The 17,821-nt window shown below is 65.1% G+C and carries 14 protein-coding genes; 13 read left to right on the forward strand and 1 reads right to left on the reverse strand.

Annotated elements, in window-relative coordinates; translation table 11 throughout:
• The 5 genes from Q322_RS23935 to Q322_RS0116855 all read left to right on the forward strand — a co-directional run.
• Nucleotides 1-3,910: coiled-coil domain-containing protein (locus Q322_RS23935; RefSeq protein ID WP_029479045.1), on the forward strand; the 3,910-nt coding region annotated here is incomplete at its 5' end.
• Between the two features lie 20 nt (nucleotides 3,911-3,930).
• A complete protein-coding gene (locus Q322_RS0116840; protein WP_029479046.1) occupies nucleotides 3,931-5,631 on the forward strand; it encodes a hypothetical protein in 1,701 nt (566 codons plus the stop codon).
• Complete coding sequence (locus Q322_RS0116845; protein ID WP_029479047.1) at nucleotides 5,628-6,050, forward strand: hypothetical protein; 423 nt, start codon at nucleotides 5,628-5,630, stop codon at nucleotides 6,048-6,050. The genes Q322_RS0116840 and Q322_RS0116845 overlap by 4 nt, the downstream gene beginning before the upstream one ends.
• Nucleotides 6,047-9,202 carry an SGNH/GDSL hydrolase family protein gene (locus Q322_RS0116850; RefSeq protein WP_029479048.1) on the forward strand — a complete coding sequence of 1,052 codons (3,156 nt, stop codon included), beginning with the start codon at nucleotides 6,047-6,049 and terminating at the stop codon, nucleotides 9,200-9,202. The genes Q322_RS0116845 and Q322_RS0116850 overlap by 4 nt, the downstream gene beginning before the upstream one ends.
• A 72-nt stretch (nucleotides 9,203-9,274) precedes the next feature.
• On the forward strand, nucleotides 9,275-10,732 hold the full coding sequence (locus Q322_RS0116855; RefSeq protein ID WP_162176635.1) for an SGNH/GDSL hydrolase family protein: 1,458 nt from the start codon (nucleotides 9,275-9,277) through the stop codon (nucleotides 10,730-10,732).
• A 187-nt stretch (nucleotides 10,733-10,919) separates the two neighbouring features.
• Here the strand turns inward: Q322_RS0116855 and Q322_RS23540 are convergent, their stop codons facing one another.
• Complete coding sequence (locus Q322_RS23540; protein WP_156953119.1) at nucleotides 10,920-11,630, reverse strand: hypothetical protein; 711 nt, start codon at nucleotides 11,628-11,630, stop codon at nucleotides 10,920-10,922.
• A 292-nt stretch (nucleotides 11,631-11,922) separates the two neighbouring features.
• Here Q322_RS23540 and Q322_RS0116860 point away from each other — a divergent pair, with 292 nt between their 5' ends.
• The 8 genes from Q322_RS0116860 to Q322_RS21910 all read left to right on the forward strand — a co-directional run bounded on the left by Q322_RS0116860 (nucleotide 11,923) and on the right by Q322_RS21910 (nucleotide 17,751).
• Nucleotides 11,923-14,019 carry an Ig-like domain-containing protein gene (locus Q322_RS0116860; RefSeq protein WP_029479050.1) on the forward strand — a complete coding sequence of 699 codons (2,097 nt, stop codon included), beginning with the start codon at nucleotides 11,923-11,925 and terminating at the stop codon, nucleotides 14,017-14,019.
• Nucleotides 14,020-14,050: 31 nt separating this feature from the next.
• Entirely contained in the window at nucleotides 14,051-14,500 is a 450-nt protein-coding gene (locus tag Q322_RS0116865) for a hypothetical protein (RefSeq protein ID WP_029479051.1), read from the forward strand.
• An 88-nt stretch (nucleotides 14,501-14,588) separates the two neighbouring features.
• Nucleotides 14,589-15,005, forward strand: a complete 417-nt coding sequence (locus tag Q322_RS0116870; RefSeq protein ID WP_156953120.1) for a hypothetical protein — start codon at nucleotides 14,589-14,591, stop codon at nucleotides 15,003-15,005.
• Entirely contained in the window at nucleotides 15,002-15,814 is an 813-nt protein-coding gene (locus Q322_RS0116875) for a hypothetical protein (RefSeq protein ID WP_029479053.1), read from the forward strand. Before Q322_RS0116870 ends, Q322_RS0116875 begins: the two co-directional genes overlap by 4 nt.
• A gap of 40 nt (nucleotides 15,815-15,854) precedes the next feature.
• Nucleotides 15,855-16,253: a hypothetical protein gene (locus Q322_RS0116880; RefSeq protein WP_029479054.1), complete on the forward strand. Its 399-nt coding sequence runs from the start codon at nucleotides 15,855-15,857 to the stop codon at nucleotides 16,251-16,253.
• 22 nt (nucleotides 16,254-16,275) lie between these two features.
• Nucleotides 16,276-16,695: a hypothetical protein gene (locus tag Q322_RS0116885; RefSeq protein ID WP_029479055.1), complete on the forward strand. Its 420-nt coding sequence runs from the start codon at nucleotides 16,276-16,278 to the stop codon at nucleotides 16,693-16,695.
• Nucleotides 16,688-17,032 carry a hypothetical protein gene (locus Q322_RS0116890; RefSeq protein WP_029479056.1) on the forward strand — a complete coding sequence of 115 codons (345 nt, stop codon included), beginning with the start codon at nucleotides 16,688-16,690 and terminating at the stop codon, nucleotides 17,030-17,032. Before Q322_RS0116885 ends, Q322_RS0116890 begins: the two co-directional genes overlap by 8 nt.
• A 17-nt stretch (nucleotides 17,033-17,049) precedes the next feature.
• A complete protein-coding gene (locus Q322_RS21910; protein ID WP_029479057.1) occupies nucleotides 17,050-17,751 on the forward strand; it encodes a M23 family metallopeptidase in 702 nt (233 codons plus the stop codon).
• Nucleotides 17,752-17,821: the final 70 nt, after the last annotated feature.

Consider the following 17,821-nt stretch of genomic DNA (forward strand, 5'->3'; position numbering starts at 1 on the left):
GGCCTACGTCCAGCTCGAAACCAAGAAAGCAGACAAGGCCACCTCCCAGTACGGCCAGACCTTTGACCGCTTGAAGGGCAAGCTCGACATCACCCAGTCGCTGGAGAATCTGGGTCGCCCGGCGGGCGAAATTACGAAGCAGCTCTCAGCCATCGGCACCAGCGCTTCACAGGCGGCAGACGCCGAGAAGAAGCGCAACGGCGAGACGGTCAAATACCGCGCGCTGCTCGATCTGGCGGGAGACGCGGCCAAACGGCTCAAAACCATTGAAGGCAAGAAGCCCGAACTTTCCCCACTGGACCGTGAGAAGCAGACCCTGGCTGAGACCCGCGCCCAGCAGGCACTGGAAAAGGCTGTGCGCGCCGCCAACGGTGCGCGCCTGGCTGCCATCGTCAAGGGTGGAGTCCAGAAGGAAGGCGATCTGGACCGGGTGAAGGCGGCTGAAGCCGAGATCAAGCGCCGCGCCGACGTCGAGGACGCGGCAGGTAAAAAAGCCCTAGCCAATGAGAAAACGCGCCGCAAGGAAGCACAGCAGCAGGCCGCACAGGTCAACGAGGCCATCCGCCAGAACGACATCGATAGCGCCGAGGCAGGCTCCAAGCGGCTCCAGCAGATGCGCGAGAACGATGTGCATGGGGCAGGCGACAACGCGGCCCAGGTGCTGGCCGCCGAGAAACGCTACGCCAGTCTGGGCTATCAGGCGCAAAAGGCCGTGCTGGACAAACAACGCAAGGACCGCGAAGCCGACATCACCAACAGCAAACTGCCCAAATCGGTCAAAGCGGACCAACTCAAGACCTCGGGCGAGGATTACCACAACGAGCTAAACGCCTTGGACGCCACCCGAAAGGAACGTTTGGAGAAGGCTGAGGCCGATCTGCTGGCCTTCACGGCCCGCACCGCCGCTGCTGTTCCGAAAGCGCTGGGCGACAGTCTGGAAGCCGGCCTGCGCCAGCTCCGCGACAGCGAGAAAGACGATCTGGTGGCGGCAAAGGGCAATTCCGACTTCGTTCAGCAGCAGAACAAGGACCTGGTTTCCGGCCTTGAGGAGCGTCAGAAGGCCGTGCGCGATACCCGCGAGGCGTACAGCAAACTGGCCGACGGCATCCGCGACAAGATCAGCAGTGGCCGAGTGGAACTGGCCGACATTACTGCTTATCGCCAAGCGCTCGACGAACAGACCGCAGCAACGATCCGGCTGGGCATCGCCGGAGCCGATTACCTCCAATCCGCCCAGGCCACCTCCGAGGCGCTGTACCAGCAGGCCATCGACGCTGCTGTCTCCAACGGCGCGTCTTCCAACCTGGCCGAGGGCCACACGCTGGCCGCTGAGGCAGCCCAGAGCTACGTGGTCAGCTTGGAAGACGCTCTGGCCCAGATTCCGGGCACCACCACCGCCAACGAGGCGTACCTGAAGGTGCTGATCGAGTTGGAAGCGGCGGGCCGCGTGGCTGCGGGCACCGTGGAGACTGTCTCTCAGGCCATGCGGGATCAGGAAGCGATTCTCGCCAACACCGCTGCCTGGATGGAGCGTCTGACCACCGAGGCGGGCAAGGCATCTGATGCCCTGGTGGAACTCGGAGACACCGCAGGGGCGATGCAGACCCTTCAGGACGCCCTGGATGAAGCGTGGGCTGCCTCCCGCCGAGGGGAAGATGCCGCCGCCACCATCAGCGATCTGACCGACAAGATCAATGCACTTGCCAAATCTACCGCCCTCTCCGAGGGGTTCAATTCTTTCTTCTCCATGCTGTCTGGCACCATCGAGGAACAAATCTCGCAGGTGGTGGGACAGCTCGATCACATTACCGACCCAGCAATGGTGGCCCGCTTGAGGGCGCTGCTGGCCGAGCTGCGGCAGGGCGTCATGCCCTACCAAGACCCCAGCAAGGCGGGTTACGCCCCGAATTCTAATGGCGGCGGTTTCACCGGGCAGACCTCTAACGGTCTGACGCCAGAGGTCCTCGCCAGTGCCCGTGATCTCACGGCAGCACTCAACACCGAGCTGGACCCGGCCACCCTCGGGACCGCCATGACCGGCGCGGCAGACCTGCTGGCCTCGGAAGTGGGGCAGGCATTGCCTGCTGCTACGAAAAAGGGACTGGAAGACGGGATCACGAACGCCAAAGCCTATCAGGACGCCCTGGCCAGCATCACGGCGGACGCCATCGTGGACGGTCACAACCGGGCGGCCAATGCCCCCGCGCTGCCGGACAACCGCTTCAAGGAATTCAGCGATCAGATCATGGGCGGCACGTTTGATCTCTCGGACCCCGAAGTCTTGCGCGGGCTGAATGAGGGGCTGGACGAGGCGGTCAAAAAAGGCCAGCTCACCGCGTCGCAGCTCGACACCCTGCGCGTGCTGATCGACAGCATCAATGCCCACCCGGTGGACGTGTTGCCGGATGCCGAACGCTGGCAGCAGGTGGACGAGTGGAACGACAAGCTCGGCAAACTGGAGGCCAACCTCGAAAGCGGCGCAAGCACCCAGGACGAATTCACCACCAGCGCCCTGGAGGCCCTGCCCGCGCTGGACCGGCTGGCAGAGGCGGCAGAGCGGCAGGGCAAGACGGATCTGGCCGCCGCCTGGCGTGCGGCGGCGGCAGGGGTGCGCCAGCTCGGCGGTGAGGCCCTGGAAGCTGCCGAGAAGCTGCTCAAGCTCCAGGCGGCAGCCACGGGCCTGGAATCCATTGGAAACGGCCTGGCCAGCATCTTCAACGCCTTCGGGCTGGGCGATGTGGGCAAGCTGTCCAGCGCCCTGGGCGGGGTCTTCAAGGCGGGCCTGAACATTCAGTCCAGCTACAAGGCCATCGGGCCAGCGTTCCAGAAGTCCTTTGGCGCGGGTCTCGGCGCGGTGGGCGGGTTCCTGGGCGCGGTGGGCGAGGGCATCAACCTGGTAGGCCAAATCGGGGACGCCATCCTGAATCTCTCGCCCGGCTTCCAGGCGTGGAAGAAAGACCTGCTGGAAGTAGCCGAGATTCAGAAGAAGGCGCTGGGGGCCGGAAGCGGCGGCTTCAAATCACCGTGGGCCGAACAACTTCAGCAGGACGCCGCCAAACGCGAGAAGCTGGGCAACGCGGGCTTCTGGCAGCGGGTCTGGTGGGGGCTGACCGGCAGCGCGCCGCAGGTCATGAAGACCGAATCGGCCAAGCTGCTGGCCGAGCTGCAAACCATCTTCGCCGGGCTGGGCGAGGGCATCTCGAATTCCCTGACCAGCAGCATGACCGACGCCTTCCTGAAGGGGGACATGGCCGACTTCGCGGCCAATTTCGGCAAATCCTTCGATCAGGTGGTGGGCAGGGTGGTCCTGCAAACCATGATCGACGCGGCCATCCAGGAGGGGGCCGTCGCCACGGACCTGGGCGAGTTGACCCAGGCCATCAAGGACCGGCGCTACAACGACATCCCCGGCATTCTGAGCCGCATCAAGCAGCACGCCGGGGAAGCGATGGCCCCGATTGCGGCGCTGGCCCCCAGCCTGCCCGGTTACGGCTCGGGGGGAGGCTCAGGCGGCAGTGGAGGCAGCGAACCCACCATCTCCCCGGTGGACAAGCGCCGCCGCGACGAGCTGCTCTACAGGTACGAGAACGCCATTGATCCAGCCGAGAAGGAACGGCTGCGCAAGGAACTGCTGGGCCTGGATCCGAGTGCCGGGGGAGGTGGTGGCAGCAGCACCACCGTCACCCTCTCGCCAGTCAAGACCGAGACCCCTGATTGGGCGGCCCTGAATGCAGGCATCAACCGTCTGGCGGACTTCGGTGCCCAGAGTGACCAGATCGCGCGGATGGAGTCCGAGACGGCCCGGATGAACCGGGAGTCGGCGGGCGTCATGGCGCAGGCCGCCGGGATGATGCTGCTGGCCTCCCAGGGGCGGGGCAGCGGCACAGGCCCCGGCAACATCAACTTCTGAACACAACCCAAGGAGGCGGGATGCCGCATGGAACCTACCAGCCAGACCGCAAGGACTGGCTTATTCAAGTCGGCCCCTACGTCCTCACGCCCGCCAGTCCCGGCCCACCCGGTGCGGACTGGCAGCTCGCGGGCGTGTGGTCTCTGACCTACGGCCCGCTGGGCGAGTGCCGCTACGGAGAACTGGGCTGCACGGCAGACCCCGGCCTGCTGCTGGACTCCTACCCCATCGAGCTTTACGAGCATCCGCCCTACGAGCGGACCCCAGATTTCCGGGGGGTTGTGGGGGTAACCCGTGGCAACCGGACGCCAGAACTCGGGGCTTACACCCTGGCGCTGGTTGGCGAGGGGGACCTGGACGCGGACGGCCTGGCGATCTACAGCGAGTACACGAAGTTGGGCGCAGGCATGGGCCTGACACCGAAGCCGGACGAGACCGTGGCCGCGTTCCATGAACGAATCCTCGAACCCTGGGGGGATGGGGGCTGGGGCGTGCGCGGAGACGGCGCGAAGGTGGTGGGCAGGCCCAGCGGCGGGCCGGTCTTCACCGAGGCGCAGGTTCACGGCTACACCAGCAGTGGACAGCAGCGGCGCGATTATGTGACCGAGACCAGCGCCTCTCCGGGGGACCGCTGGAAACGGCTGTATGACACGCGCGCCCTGCCGCTGCCGTATGCGCCCCGGCGGTACGCGCCTGCGGGAACGGACAACCTGCTGTTGCCGGACGTGGAGACACCCACCCCGCTCAGCTACACCACCAACCCGCTCCCTTACGCCGCGCCACTCGACCTTTCCTTCGACAATCAACCCGTGGTGGAGGTCACGGGAGGCTGGCCAGAGCCATCTGCCGAGACGCGGAACTACCTGGTCTCGATCCCGCTCTCCGCCGTCGTCCGGGGCAGCGCGGGCTGGGAAGGGGCGCAGGGGGCTGAGTACAGCCTCCAGGCCCTGAGCGTGGTGCTGGGGGCTACTCTGACCAGTTTCTACGGGCCGATTGACGCCGTAATCGGTGTTAATTTCAACTCCAGCGATTACGACGTGGTGCGGACTCCTGGCGGCCTGGAGGTGACCGCGCAACATTGGATCAGCCGGAACGCGCAGGGAAGCGACCCGGATATTGCGATCAGTACGGTCATTTCTGCCCGCGCGGCCTTCGCCTATCCCCGGTCATTCGGGCCGGGGCCGGGGCAACCGCCGCCGCAGGAGTGGGCGGTCCAGATTGTCCCGGAGGCGGACTTTCTGGAGACGGTTTACCAGACGCTTAACGGCGGCACTTACTGGTGGAAGGTCGCGCTGAAGATCCTCGCCACGCCGCACTCCTACCGCTACACCCGGAAGGCAAACGCAGACACCAGTAAGCCGGGAAACCAGTACGCGAGGGTCTATCGGCAGGACGGACGCTACCAGTTCGACGTCCGGTTTGACGCCCCGAAGATGGTTCAGGACAAGCTGGTGGACGCCATCCCACCGGATAACTATCCGCCCGGCTGGGACGCGCCCTCGGTGTCTGCCCCGACGTTCCAGGGGGAGGTGCCGGGCGTGCTGTGGCCTCCGGCCCGGGTGGGCGCGCTGTACGTGACGGAGGCCCGGACCATCCGCACGCATGAGCGGCAGTGGACCGAACTTCAGACCGGCGCGCGGCAGACCCAGAAGCTGCTCTCCAGCGAGGCCCGGCTCAAGACCGCGATTGACAACCGCCAGGGCCAGGGCGGGGCCTGGTGAGCGGCCTGATCCGCATTCGCTGCTCACCTCCCGGTGGCGGCGTGGTCTGGCTGACTGACGAGCTGACCCGGTACAGCGCCCCGTATGACCTTCTGCCGCCGAGCGTGACCGGCAGCCGGGCTGTGGACAGCTCTAGCGTCGCACACACCGGAGACGGCAGAACCACCACCTACGCCTACACCGCGACGGGCGATCTCTCGGCCACCACGCCGGAGCGCCTGGACGTGAAGTACTTCCGCACCAAACGCCTGCTCCGCTACGCCGATCAGGTCTGGCGCGCGGACCGTTTCCTCAAGCTCGCCGGGGCCACCATCGGCGGCGCTGATCCCCTACGCGGACAGGTCGTGGTCCCGGCCCCGATTGTCTGCGCCGTCTCTGACCTCCGCTGGTTTGATAGCAAAGGAAGGCCGCTTGAATGACTTATCCACCCAACCTCCTCCGTCTGGACCCCGCCTTCCGCGTTCTTCTCCCCGAAGGGGCCGACGGCGGAACGGGCGAACTCGAATATCAAGGCCCGTACCGGGTGGCTGCCCTGCTGGCTGGCGCGCCCAGCGGTATCAAGGTCATCATCCCTGATCCCGCAGGCGCTCCCCGCCTTGGTAAAGTCGTCGCCCTGGACGGCACGCCGGACGTGTATTTCCTTGGCGCGAGGTCCGGCGATTCCGTGCCGCCCTACCTGACGCTGCGCGTGTACCCCGATTTCCCGCTGATCGGCGGCGTCGTGGACCGGGGCGAACCGATTGTCTCTTCCGGGCGGCCCCATGAGTTCCCGGATGGCAGTGGGTTGTGGGACCTTCAGGATGTGGGGGGCGACGAGCGGCCTACGATTGCTTCCAGGGAGCAGCTCCTGACCGTATCGCAGGTGCTGGCCGACTACGGGCTGATCCTGCCGAACCTGGCGAACGCGACGGCGCAGCTTCAGGCGGTGCTGGGGGAGGTGCGGGCGGCGCTGGACAATGCTGACCAGAGTGCGGTCCTGCTGACCCTGCTGGGCAGTGTGTCGGATGTGGTCACCTACCCGGCACTCAACACCCCGCCCCCGGGCGTGTACAACTATGAAACGGGCCTGTACCGCCGGTGGGTAGGCCGCCTGGGGGCTTTGCAGAACATCGCCCGTCTGAACGTCCACGTCCGCCAGTACGACGCGAGCAAGCCGATCGTGAGTCCGACGTTGAGCGTCCGCAGCGGCAGCCAGACGGGCGCGGTCCTCGCCACATGTGCCCTGAGTGGCCTGAGCCTCACGACGGGCGCGGATACAGTGCTGACGTTTGATCTGGACAGCACCCTGGCGAACGCGGGCGGCGCTGAGCTGTGGGTGGACCTGGACGCGGGGGCGGGCGCATTGATGGGCCTGTACGACACGCTGGCTGGCGGAGCTGTGGCGGGGACCGTGTACTACAGCAGCACCACTGGCTATCCCAACCTGCTCGCGCCCAGCGGCACACACGGCATATGGGTGCAGGCGTCCCGAAAGCTGACCACGAGATCCCTAAACGCGGCTCCAGAACTACTGGCGGGGGTCACGGCAGGAGTCACGGCGGGACCACTCGGCGCGCGGGTCACGAATCTAGAGGAGCTGACGCAGACCCCAAAGGTCCAGAGCTTCACGGCTGTCGAGGGTACGTTTACCACCGCGCCACTGCCTAACCTAACTGGCCCACTGGGCAACGCCTACGGCAACACGCTGGGCGCAGGGCTGTATGGCTGGGGCAAACTGCTGACCACCTCTGGCCCCATGAACGCGGTCAGGCTCTCTCCGGGCAACCCGATCACGGGCGGCGGCATGGTGGAAGTGCAGGTGCGGGCATCCAATGTCGCAAACGCCGTGATCCTGGCACGCGGCACAGTCCCCGCTGCCGCCTGGAACGCCGCCGCCGCGCTGGCTGAACCCGTGACCGTGCCGCTGAGCGCCGCTGTCCCTGCGGGTCAGGTGCTGGTGATGTTTCATGCGTTCGGGGAGCGCGTCGGCTACCTCTCAGGCGGCAGCGGACCGGGCGTGGCCCCCGCTCGGTACTACTTCGGGAGTGCGCCCGCATCGTATGAGACGGTGGCGATGGGCATTGCCAGTGATGCGGGAATCTATATCCAACCCCTCTATGCCCCGGATTTAGCCACCAAACGGTATGCGCTGGCCTCCCCCGCGCAGGCTGCCGCCACGGTCACGGCGGCCTCGCAGACGGCGCTCGATCAGGTGCTGGGACCAGTGGACATCCTGCTGCCCTCCCAGATCAGCGTGCTGAAACGCGCCGGGGAGCAGTTCAACCTGTACACGAAGCACTTGATCCCATACCAATGGTGGCGGATCGGAACGGTGGATTATGACGGCACGTATGGCAAGCAACTCTCCGGCCTCAGGGACAATGACTGCTGGCGGCTGGAACCCAGCGGCACGGGCAAGGGCTATGCCACCCCGGTGGGTACGTTTACCCTGACGGCAAACCTCAAGGACGCCACACTGACCAACCGCAAGGTTGCCACCAGCACCGTGGCTGTGATTGATCCGGCTGCGAACCAGACGGCCATCCGCGTGCTGTGCATCGGAGACAGCATCACGTACCGGGGGCAATACCAGGCGCAGGTCATGGGCCTGGGCGGCGTGACCCTCCAAGGGACGCGCACCATGTCCGCTAACGCCTACCTCGGCGAGGGACGCGGCGGCTGGCGGCTGAGCAGCCCCCTCCCCGATCTCCAGGGCGGATACGTGCAGGCAGGCAGCGCGGGCGCGTTCGATAGCCCGTTCATGTTTCCGGTGGGCGTGACCGGCGCGGATTACCGGGGAAATGTGGAGTTCTGGAAACGGGTGGTGAGCGTGGACAGTGGAGCAACCACCTATGCCGCCTACGATTTCGGCGGCTACGCTCTGGCCGTTCGGGAAGGCGGGGCCACGGTGCAATACGCGGCCAGCGGCTACCCCCTGAATCCTGTCACGGGCTGGGTGGTTTTTGACCCGGCAAAAGCGGCTGGAGAGAAGTTCCAAACGTGGAACGGCGCGGCGTGGGTGGCGATGGGCACGCAGCCGAGCGGGTTCGCGTTCAACTTCGCCGCCTATATTGCCCGCTATGCCTGGGCGTTCACAACGGGCGCACCCACCCACGTCACCGTCTTGCTGGGCGCGAACGACTGGTCCGGCACCGTACCCGACGCCGCGAGCCTCGCTGTCTGGACGGCGCAGTATCAGACGATGGTGGACAGCATTCATGCGTACAGCGCGGCCATCAAGGTGATCGTGGCCCTGCCTACCCTGCCCGCCACGCAGGACGGTGAGGGCGATCTGTACGGGGCGGGACTGAACGGGGAGCGGATGCGGCTGAATGACCAGCTCGTCACGCGGGCGCTGCTGGACAGATTCGACACGGCTGCGAACCGCACCGCCAAGACGTTCGTGAGCATCTTCGGGGCGGGCATTGATCCCTACTTCGGCTACACGCTCGGCAGCGCGGAGGCCCCGAACAAGTACGTGACCGACAGCACCCTGTATGTCCGGCGCAATCAGGACGGCATTCACCCCGGTCCGGTGGGTATGGCGCAAGCCGGGGACTGGCTGGCTGCCACGGTGCAGGCGACGCGGTAATGACCCCACACAACCCACCCATCAACGCAAATCGTCGGCGGGATGTGACAAATCTCGCTTATGATGGAAGGTATGTCCCGAGTCCATCTCACCCTGGTGGCTTGCACCGTGGCGGCCCTCCTGAGCGGCTGCGGCAGCGCGCCGCCCTCGGTGACCCCGCCGGCTGGGCCGCCCATGGCGCAGACCACGCCGACACCCGCCCCGCCCAGCCAGCCGGAGCCGCCGGAGCCCGCGCCGCCCGCGCCTCCACCCGCCACACCGGAGCCACCACCCAACCCTCCCGCGCCCAGCCCGACGCCTCCAGCACCAACTCCTCCAACTCCTCCTCCGGTGCCGCCGCCCCCTCCGCCTGCGCCGGTCAGCAGCGCCCGGCTGCTCCTGCCCGCGCGGCTGACCCTCCCCACTGGCGGCGGCACGCTCTACACCTCTGCACTCAGCGACGGCACGCTCGGCGCGTCCGGACCGGGACTGAGCGTCACGGGGGACCGACTAACGTCTACCGGCGCGTCCGGGACCGCCCGTCTGACCGCTGCCGACGCCCAGGGCGTGAAACGCGAGGCCAGCCTGGACCTCGCAGTCCCCGGCACCCGCAAACCCGCCCGGATCGCCACTATCGGGGACAGCATCTTCCTGCGCGGCCAGGTGCAGGCGGGCCTGGCAAAGCGCACCGGGGCCACTTTGCAAGGCACACGCGGCGCAGGGCCAGAGCGGTTCGAGGCGCGCGGCGGCTGGCAGGCAGGCTCCTACGTGCAGGCCGGCAGTGCGGCGGGGACCGACAGCCCCTATCTGTTTCCACAGGATCTGGCGGGTTCATCCTACCGGGGCAACGTCGCCTTCTGGCGTGATGTGATTGGCGTGGAGCAAAAAAACCTGACCAGGGCAAGCGATCCGGCGCGTTACTACATGGCCTTTGGATACGGCGCAGCGGCCCGCGAGGGCGGCGGTGAGCTGCAATACGGCGCGGACGGCTACCCCCTGCGCCCACAGGCCGGGTGGGTGGTCTACGATCCGGCCCAGTCAGCCCCGTGGCAGCGCTGGGACGGCAGGGCGTGGACTGCCGACACCCCGCACATCTGGGCGCTGGATTACGGCAAGTACCTGGACCGCCACGCCTGGGCCTTCAAAGCGGGGCGGCCCACCGACATCGTGGTCATGCTCGGCACCAACGATTTCAGCTCCCGACCCGTGACGGACGCGAGCTGGGGGACATACCGCGCGGATACGGAGACGCTGGTGACCTCCGCGCTCCTGGCGCTGCCGGGCGTGCGCGTCACGCTGCTGGCCCCGCCGATGGCCTCGGCCAGTTCGGACGCGCGGGCGAGGACCCTGACAGCAAATATGCGTGACCTGCGGGCGCGGATGCTTCAGACCTGGGACACCCCGGCCTGGGCAACTCGCGGGATGCGGCTGAGTATCGCCACTGCCGCCATCGATCCGGTGCGGGACTTCACCGCCACGGACTACGTTCACCCCGAAGCGAGTGGCCTGGACAGTACCGCGCAGTGGCTGGCGGCTGACCTGAACCGCTAGATAACCCACACCGCAAGGTCAGGCCCGGTAAGTAGAAGCCCCCGCGCTGGCGGGGGCTTGCCATTCTTTATAGCCGACACCTTGCAGTAGCAGGCTTGGTTTGGCATCAGATCGACGATGATGAATGGCAGGCCCCACCACGCGAGAATGCTACCTATTTCGTGGTGTTCTGACGCCCGTTCTTCAGCTAGTGGTGCGACCGGGTCTTTACAAATACCTGCACCGCTGCTCTGTTAATGGTTAGCGAGACCTCCAAGGCAATCTGTCGGAGTGTAGGTGGAATGGGGTTGCCCAGCGGGTGGTGTTCAGTGCCCTCTGCGCTGGACCTGATGCCAAAATAGCCAAGAGCATCCTGGTGTGCCAGGTTGGCATAAGGTTCGTTCAACTCAGAATCAATGTGTGCTCCGCCGTCTTGATCGGCAACGCTCTTTATTATATCTCCTCGGGTTAATGCTATTCGGTCATGTTGTCGAAACTTGGGCGGGGGGAAGGGCATGTCTGCCTGCCTCAGAACTATTTCGTCCCACCATAACTGGAAGCTTGTCCTCGGGTTACGGATGGCAATATGAGTATCCAACGATGCGGTGTATGCAATCCGGCCGTCGATCTCTTGAATTAAGAGTAGTCCTGTATGGGGAGCTAAGTTGTTCTCGTCGAAGGGATCAGCCGTGTTGATATAAGTTAGTTTCTCCTTCACGCCTAAATGATTGAGGAGAGAGCGAGTCTGACGGGTGTGTTTACGTTTTGATGGGTTCCCATCGAACAGAAGAATCCGCAGAGTCTGTGCGATCCGCTTATGCTCCATCACATGACCAGCGTCAAATGATGTACACGAGGCTTCCAGAAAATGAAGTTGTTCTCTAAGGTGATTTTCTAGGTCGATCCGTGTGAGTTGCATCGCATACGCTCCGAATAGGAAGAATCAGGCGGATCGACTCTTCACTCCAATGAACCGCTTAATTTCCGAAGTACACTGAAGTCCCTACCTCAGCAGCCTTCTGGCAGCCCAACGACACCCCCCGCATTGGCATGCGCGGGGTGATCTGCCGAAGTTACTACATTGAGATGCCATCTTAAATCCACATAACCTCATCTAGACCTCGCTTACCTCAGAGTTTTTCCGTTCCTGCTAAGCCCTGACCCCCGCCCATCAGCGGGGGTTCGCCCTTTCATGCCCCTTGGAGGCCCCTATGGACCGTCCCCAGATGCTCAAGATGCAAGGTTTTCTACGCGCCGCATTGGCGGTACTCGAAAACAGCCTCTTCCAATTGCCTGAAGCTCCCATCCCTGACACCACCAAACCCACGCTGACGCTGAGCGCCAACGCCCTGGCCTTCAGCAATCCTGGCGAGGTGGTGCTGACCGCGATAGCCGACGACAACGTCAAGATTGAGCGGGTCACCTTTTACCGGGATGGCCTGGAACTGGGCAGCGTGGAGAACGCGCCTTACGTGTGGCGCGAGAACATTGGCATATCCAGCAACGGCAAACACAAGTACAAGGCCATCGCGGTAGATACGGCGGGCCTGACCGAGGAAGACGAGCTGGAGATCAACGTCACCATTGCCAGCGGGCCGCAGATCACAGAAATCAAGGCCACGCCCAACCCCGTCACCGCAGCAGGCCGCGTCGCGCTTCTGGCAACGGTGGCCAACGGATCCGCCGCCGGGCATGTGGACTTCTACGAGGGCACGCGGAAGATCAACCGCGAGAACATGACCCCCTGGGAGTCCAGCTTCGATCTGGCCTTCGCCGACAACGGCACGCGCACTTACCAGGCCAGGGTCTACGACAGGGCCGACGTGTTGACGTCCACCCGCGACGTACAGGTCACGGTCAACATCCCTGCGCCGCCGTCCCCGCCCAGCGCGGCCACCCTGACCAACGACGGCGACGCCTTCACGCTCAACTGGCCGAGTTCCACCTCGAATCAATACGTGGTCTACAGCGCCTACGCGGCAACAGACCGCATGTTCGCCCCGATCTCCCCCTGGGTGCAGGGGACGACATTCCGCGATCCCAACGTCTATGACGGCGTGGCGGTCTGGTATCAGGTCTGGAGGCTGGTCAACGGCATCGAGGTCTTCCACGCGGAAGTGAACGGCGTGCAGCCGGAGCGCATCTGGGAAGATCCCGCGCAGCTCCCGCCCGGCAGGTACGTGGGCCGCCGCTTCCGCTCCCTGACGCCCGGCGTTCGGGCCTTCAAAACGACAGGCTGTTCCCCGACTCAGCTCTACGACTTTGAGGACTGCTCCTTCGCGTCTGTCTACCACTGCATTCACGGCTGGTTTGCCCGCGTGAAGATGCGCGGCGTCAGGATGTGGGGGCTGATGCCCGAAGGGGCGGACAAGTCGCACGGCTCAGGGTTCGCTTTCGAGCAGTTCCGGCATCTGGATGTGGAGTACTGCTACTTCGAGAACATCAAAAACAATTACCTCACGCAGCATCAAAGCACCGGCGCGCCCGGCGACACGATGCACTTCAACCGCAACTTTGCCCGCAACATCATGGGGCAGAAGACGGACGGGGCGGGCGGCTACAGGGAAGGAAACACGGTCAACGTGGATTTCACGTATTCCCAGGTCCTCCAGCTCGCCAAGTGCAAGCCGGGAATTACTGGCGATCCGAACTCCTCGGCCATCCGGGGCGGGCAGATCATCGGGAACTATTCGAGCAACGAAGCGAACTGGAGCCGCGTCGAGGACAACTACTCGGATTACCAGACCTTCGGCTATCCCGACAGCAAAATCCAGATGACCGACAACCTGGTGGACGGCGCGTTCCCCTACCGTCCAACCGTCCACACCACGTACTCCGGCGGCGGGTACATGGTGGGCGACGAGGGCGGGAACGACATCGAGCAGAACCGCAATATCGCCGTCCGGTACACCAATTACGGCGGGGCAATCATGAACGGCGTCGGGAACATCTCCGACAACGGGCGGTACGTCCGCTCGCCCTACCTGTGGAACGGCCAGCGCATGACCATCGCGCCGCCGACGGGCCTCGTCGCTATGCAGTTCTGGGACTACAACCGCGTTGGCGCGGGCATGCACGACAACAGCATGAAAAACAACTACCTTGCCAACCAGTATCAGAAGGCCACGGGCGATCCGATCACGAACAACAGCTTCGTGACCGTCAACGGCAAGAACGGGAACGTCTACGAAGGCAACACGGAGTTTAAGGGCCTCGTGACCGTCGAGATGGAGTGGGCCGAGGTCCGCCTCTGGCGGGACCGCCTGGCCGCCAACTCCAAGGGCTTCGGCCCGCAGTACGCCGCCTGATCTGCCCCACCTTCTTCTCCAGGAGTCCACCATGCAAAACGCACAGACCGTCCACCTGCACCTGATCGCCCTGAAGGCCGTCGCCGAGATCGAGCGCCGGGGCGTGGCCTTCAGGGCTGGCACCCGCAACGATGCCGTAAGTGCCGAGGAAGCCGCGCGGGAGGCCGCGTTAGACCTGGCCCACCAGATCGCAGACCAGAACCCACTGCTGACCATTGATGAACTGGCTGAGCAGATTTACACGCCCCCCCAGGCCGTGAAGGTGCGCGACGCCAACGGCGAGAAGCTGACCGGAAAGGGCGAGAACGCCGCCGAGTACATCCGCGAGCAGTACGCCGAGGCCCGCCAGTACCTGCCTGCCGCCGAGGTCATTCCCGCAGATAGCCCAGAGCTGGAACCCGCCATTGATGAGGCGCTGGCCTGGGCCTGGGAGAAGAACGGGGCGCTGGTGCAGGAACTGACAGACCGCGCCGCCACCTGACGCCGCCCATAACCCATTTCTTTACCCACAGCCCTGCCGCCGTGCAGGTTTTTGTTTTGCCACTTTCGGAGGTGGTGTCATCCGTCTATTGATCCTTGTGCTGGTCCTGGTGGTCAGCTCCTGCGCTTCACCTCTGCCCCCACACTCCCCCACAGTCTGGGGGCTTTCCTATGCCGCTCTGGAGGTGCCTGCTGGAACGCTGGCCCCACTGAGCGCTGTCGCGGGTTGGAACACCGTCCGCATCGAGGCGGGCCACGTCAACACGCGCATGGTGGCCCACGAGGTCACGCACATCTGGCAGCAGCGCCATCTGGCCGTGCCCGTGGCGTTCCTGGGTGCGCCGTGCGGCTGGCAGCCGGAGTGGAACTGCTCAGCCCTGGAAGCCCACGCCGACGCGGTGGGGGCGGCGGCGGTCCGGGCCGGGTGTTCCCCCGGTGATTTCGGCTGGCCCGGCTGGGAGGCCACGGCCTGCACGATTCCTGACCCACTGGAGGTCCACCCATGAACTACGGCTTTTATCACGTCTCCTGGGCCGCGCCTGGGAGCCAGAAAACACATCAGCAGCAGGCCCTCACCCGAACGGCGGGCCGGGGCTGCACGCTGCTGCACCTCTCGCACCTGGGGGAAGTGGCGCACACGCGGCGGCTGCTCAGGCTGGCCGAGGGGCGGGGTATGACGCTGATCGTCAAGGACCTGGTGGGGCCGGACCTCCTGGCCTTGCAGGACACCCCCAACCTCATTCACTCAGTCAAGGACGACGCCAACGCCAAACCGCTGGCTGAGATTCAGGGGGCGTGCGCGGCCTCGGCAGTGGCGCGGCGGTACGTCAGCATCGGGCCGAGCTTGAAGGACAACTGCGCGGCGCTGTACGGCCTGACGGAAACCATCGGTGTGCAGAGCTACCCGTTTGGCGGCGCGGACCAGCTCCATGCCTCCTGGCTGATCTGGAAAGCCGCGCGGACGCAGGCGGACCTGAACCGCGCAACGGTGATCGGCAACGCGCAGCTCCATCCGCTGTGGGCCGGGATGCCCCTCCCGACGCCTCGGCAGATCACGGCCCAGGTGTGGGTGGCCGCCGCCTGCGGACTGGACGGGCTGCTGGGGTACACGCTGATCGATCAGCAGGGGCCGCTATCCGCTGAGATGGAGGAGCATTTCTGCGCCGTGTGCGCCCAGGTGTCCCGGTTCGCTCCGGGGCGGCCCCTGACCACGGCCATCCAGAGCAACCGGCTCACCGCGACGTGGGCAGGCGGCGTTCAGGTGGTCATTGACCTCCAGGCGGGCGCTGTGGTGTCACTGCGGACGCGGGAGTGACGTCCCCACCCCTCTCCCACCCCCACAGGAGGTGATTTCCATGCGAACTTCTCTGCTGCTGCTGGCGCTGCTGGCTGGGGCAACCCATGCAAGAGCCGTGCTGAGCAGCATCCCGCCCACCCCACTGGCATGCCGCCTCCAGGTGATCCCAGATTACACGCTGATTTTCGCCTACCGCGCCGTGCTCCGCCTCTCGCCCGAGTGCGGCTTTTCCCAGACCCTGCGCGTGCGCAAGTCCAGCACCACCAGCGTCAAACGCAACGGTGCGCCCTACCAGCCGATCCGCCCGGAAGTGGGGGCCTGGGCGCTTGGGCATCTGGCCAGCACGGTGCCTGGGAACCAGAACTGGACCTCGCGCTCATGGCGCTGGGAGTTCAATGATCTGGTGCTGACCAAAGGCCGCTGGATCGCCGGGGAGGTCCTGTATGCCAGACCGTAGGCCGCCCGCTCCACTCGAACCGGTGTTCTGGCGCGCCGCGGCCTGGAGCCTGCGCGTCCATCTGGCCGTCATCTACCTGTGCTTTGGCGTAATGGTCCTGGCGCGGAACAACATTCCGCTGCTGTTCAAAAGCTATTCACACTTCGATGATTTGGTGCCGTTCTGGTGGTGGGGTGCGGCATCACTGGTGGTGTCGGTGGGGCTGCTCGTTATACCCACCCGCGTGCCGTGGGGGCTGCTGACCACGCTCCTGAGCATGACCCTGAGCTTCACCATCGGCGCGACGTTCGTGCAGGGCGGCGGGCTGCTGCCAGGGGCCATCCTGTTTTTTATCTTCGGCCTCGGTTCCGGGGCGCTGTTCACACGGGCGCTGTGGATGTACGCGGTGCAGGTGCGGTGGTTCCGGGAACATGTGATCGAGAAGGGAGTCAACGGTGGCTGAGCAAAACACCGTGGAGCTGGTTCTGAAAATGGTGGGCGGGACGGTGGGCCTCGGGGCCATCGGGGTCTTTGTGCGCGGCCTCTTCTCTGGAACGATCATCAGCGAGAAAGAGATGCGGGATGACCTCCGCACCGAGGTAGGCCGCCTGCGCCTGATTCAGGAACGGCAGCAGACGGAGATCGACGAGCTGCGCCGGGGCGTGCGTCAGCTCACCAACATCAACCTGCACCTGATCAGCAGCCGCGCCGAGGCCCGCGCGCTGGTCAACGCCCTGGAGCGCGAGCTGGGCCGCGTGCCCACCATCTGGCCGCCAGACCCGACAGGCACAGGGCTGTGAGCGGCACAAGGAGAGACATGACCAGTTTTTACCCCGTACTCAACACGCCCACCACCGCCTACACCGTGCAGAACGGGTGCGGGTTCATAGACTCCGCGTACTACGAAGCCAGGGGGGCAGTTCATAATGCATGTGACTGGAACGCCGTGACAGGCCGGGACACAGACCTGGGCGATCCGGTTCACGCCGCCGATACCGGCACGGTGGTCAATGCCGGTTGGGACGGCTACATCGGCGGCATGGTGGAACTCCAGCACAACGACGGCACCATCAGCGGCTACTGGCACCTGCGCGACATCCACGTCAAGCGGGGCGAGGCGGTGCAAGGGGGCGATCTGATCGGCCAGATCGGCAAAGGGGCGCGCCTGAGCATGGACGCCCACCTGCACTTTTACGTGAAGAAGGCGGGCGTGAAATTGCCGCTGTCGTACTGGCCCAGCACCCACATGAAGAACCGTGCCGAGTGCGAAGCGTTTGTGCGGCAGAACTATCACCACCCGGAAGAGTGGCTGAAGGCCAGGGGCGCAAAGCGGCGCATCGAGGACCTTCAGGCGCTGCGCGGTAGCCCGATGCACACGCTGGTAAACGGCCAGGACGTGACCGGCACCCTGGCCCAGTACCCGGCCCAGGGCGTGACGGTGGACGCCCGCACATCCAAGACCGAGATCTACATCAACGGGCTGGTCGCGGTGGACCTTCCGGCACTGCCGCTCAAATAAGGCCCGCCGCGCAACCCAGTTACGGGCAGGGATCCAGAAAAACGAACTTCTGTTGCGTCAATCCTTCGCC

Origin of the sequence: Deinococcus frigens DSM 12807 (assembly GCF_000701425.1) — a bacterium.
In the GTDB taxonomy this organism is placed as follows: Bacteria; Deinococcota; Deinococci; order Deinococcales; family Deinococcaceae; genus Deinococcus; species Deinococcus frigens.

Excerpts from the sequence above, each read along its gene's own strand:
- Q322_RS0116840 (WP_029479046.1), top strand. The coding sequence starts at position 3,931 with ATGCCGCATGGAACCTACCAGCCAGACCGCAAGGACTGGCTTATTCAA.
- Q322_RS0116850 (WP_029479048.1), top strand. The coding sequence starts at position 6,047 with ATGACTTATCCACCCAACCTCCTCCGTCTGGACCCCGCCTTCCGCGTT.
- Q322_RS0116855 (WP_162176635.1), top strand. The coding sequence starts at position 9,275 with ATGTCCCGAGTCCATCTCACCCTGGTGGCTTGCACCGTGGCGGCCCTC.
- Q322_RS23540 (WP_156953119.1), bottom strand. The coding sequence starts at position 11,630 with ATGCAACTCACACGGATCGACCTAGAAAATCACCTTAGAGAACAACTT.
- Q322_RS0116860 (WP_029479050.1), top strand. The coding sequence starts at position 11,923 with ATGGACCGTCCCCAGATGCTCAAGATGCAAGGTTTTCTACGCGCCGCA.
- Q322_RS0116865 (WP_029479051.1), top strand. The coding sequence starts at position 14,051 with ATGCAAAACGCACAGACCGTCCACCTGCACCTGATCGCCCTGAAGGCC.
- Q322_RS0116875 (WP_029479053.1), top strand. The coding sequence starts at position 15,002 with ATGAACTACGGCTTTTATCACGTCTCCTGGGCCGCGCCTGGGAGCCAG.
- Q322_RS0116880 (WP_029479054.1), top strand. The coding sequence starts at position 15,855 with ATGCGAACTTCTCTGCTGCTGCTGGCGCTGCTGGCTGGGGCAACCCAT.
- Q322_RS21910 (WP_029479057.1), top strand. The coding sequence starts at position 17,050 with ATGACCAGTTTTTACCCCGTACTCAACACGCCCACCACCGCCTACACC.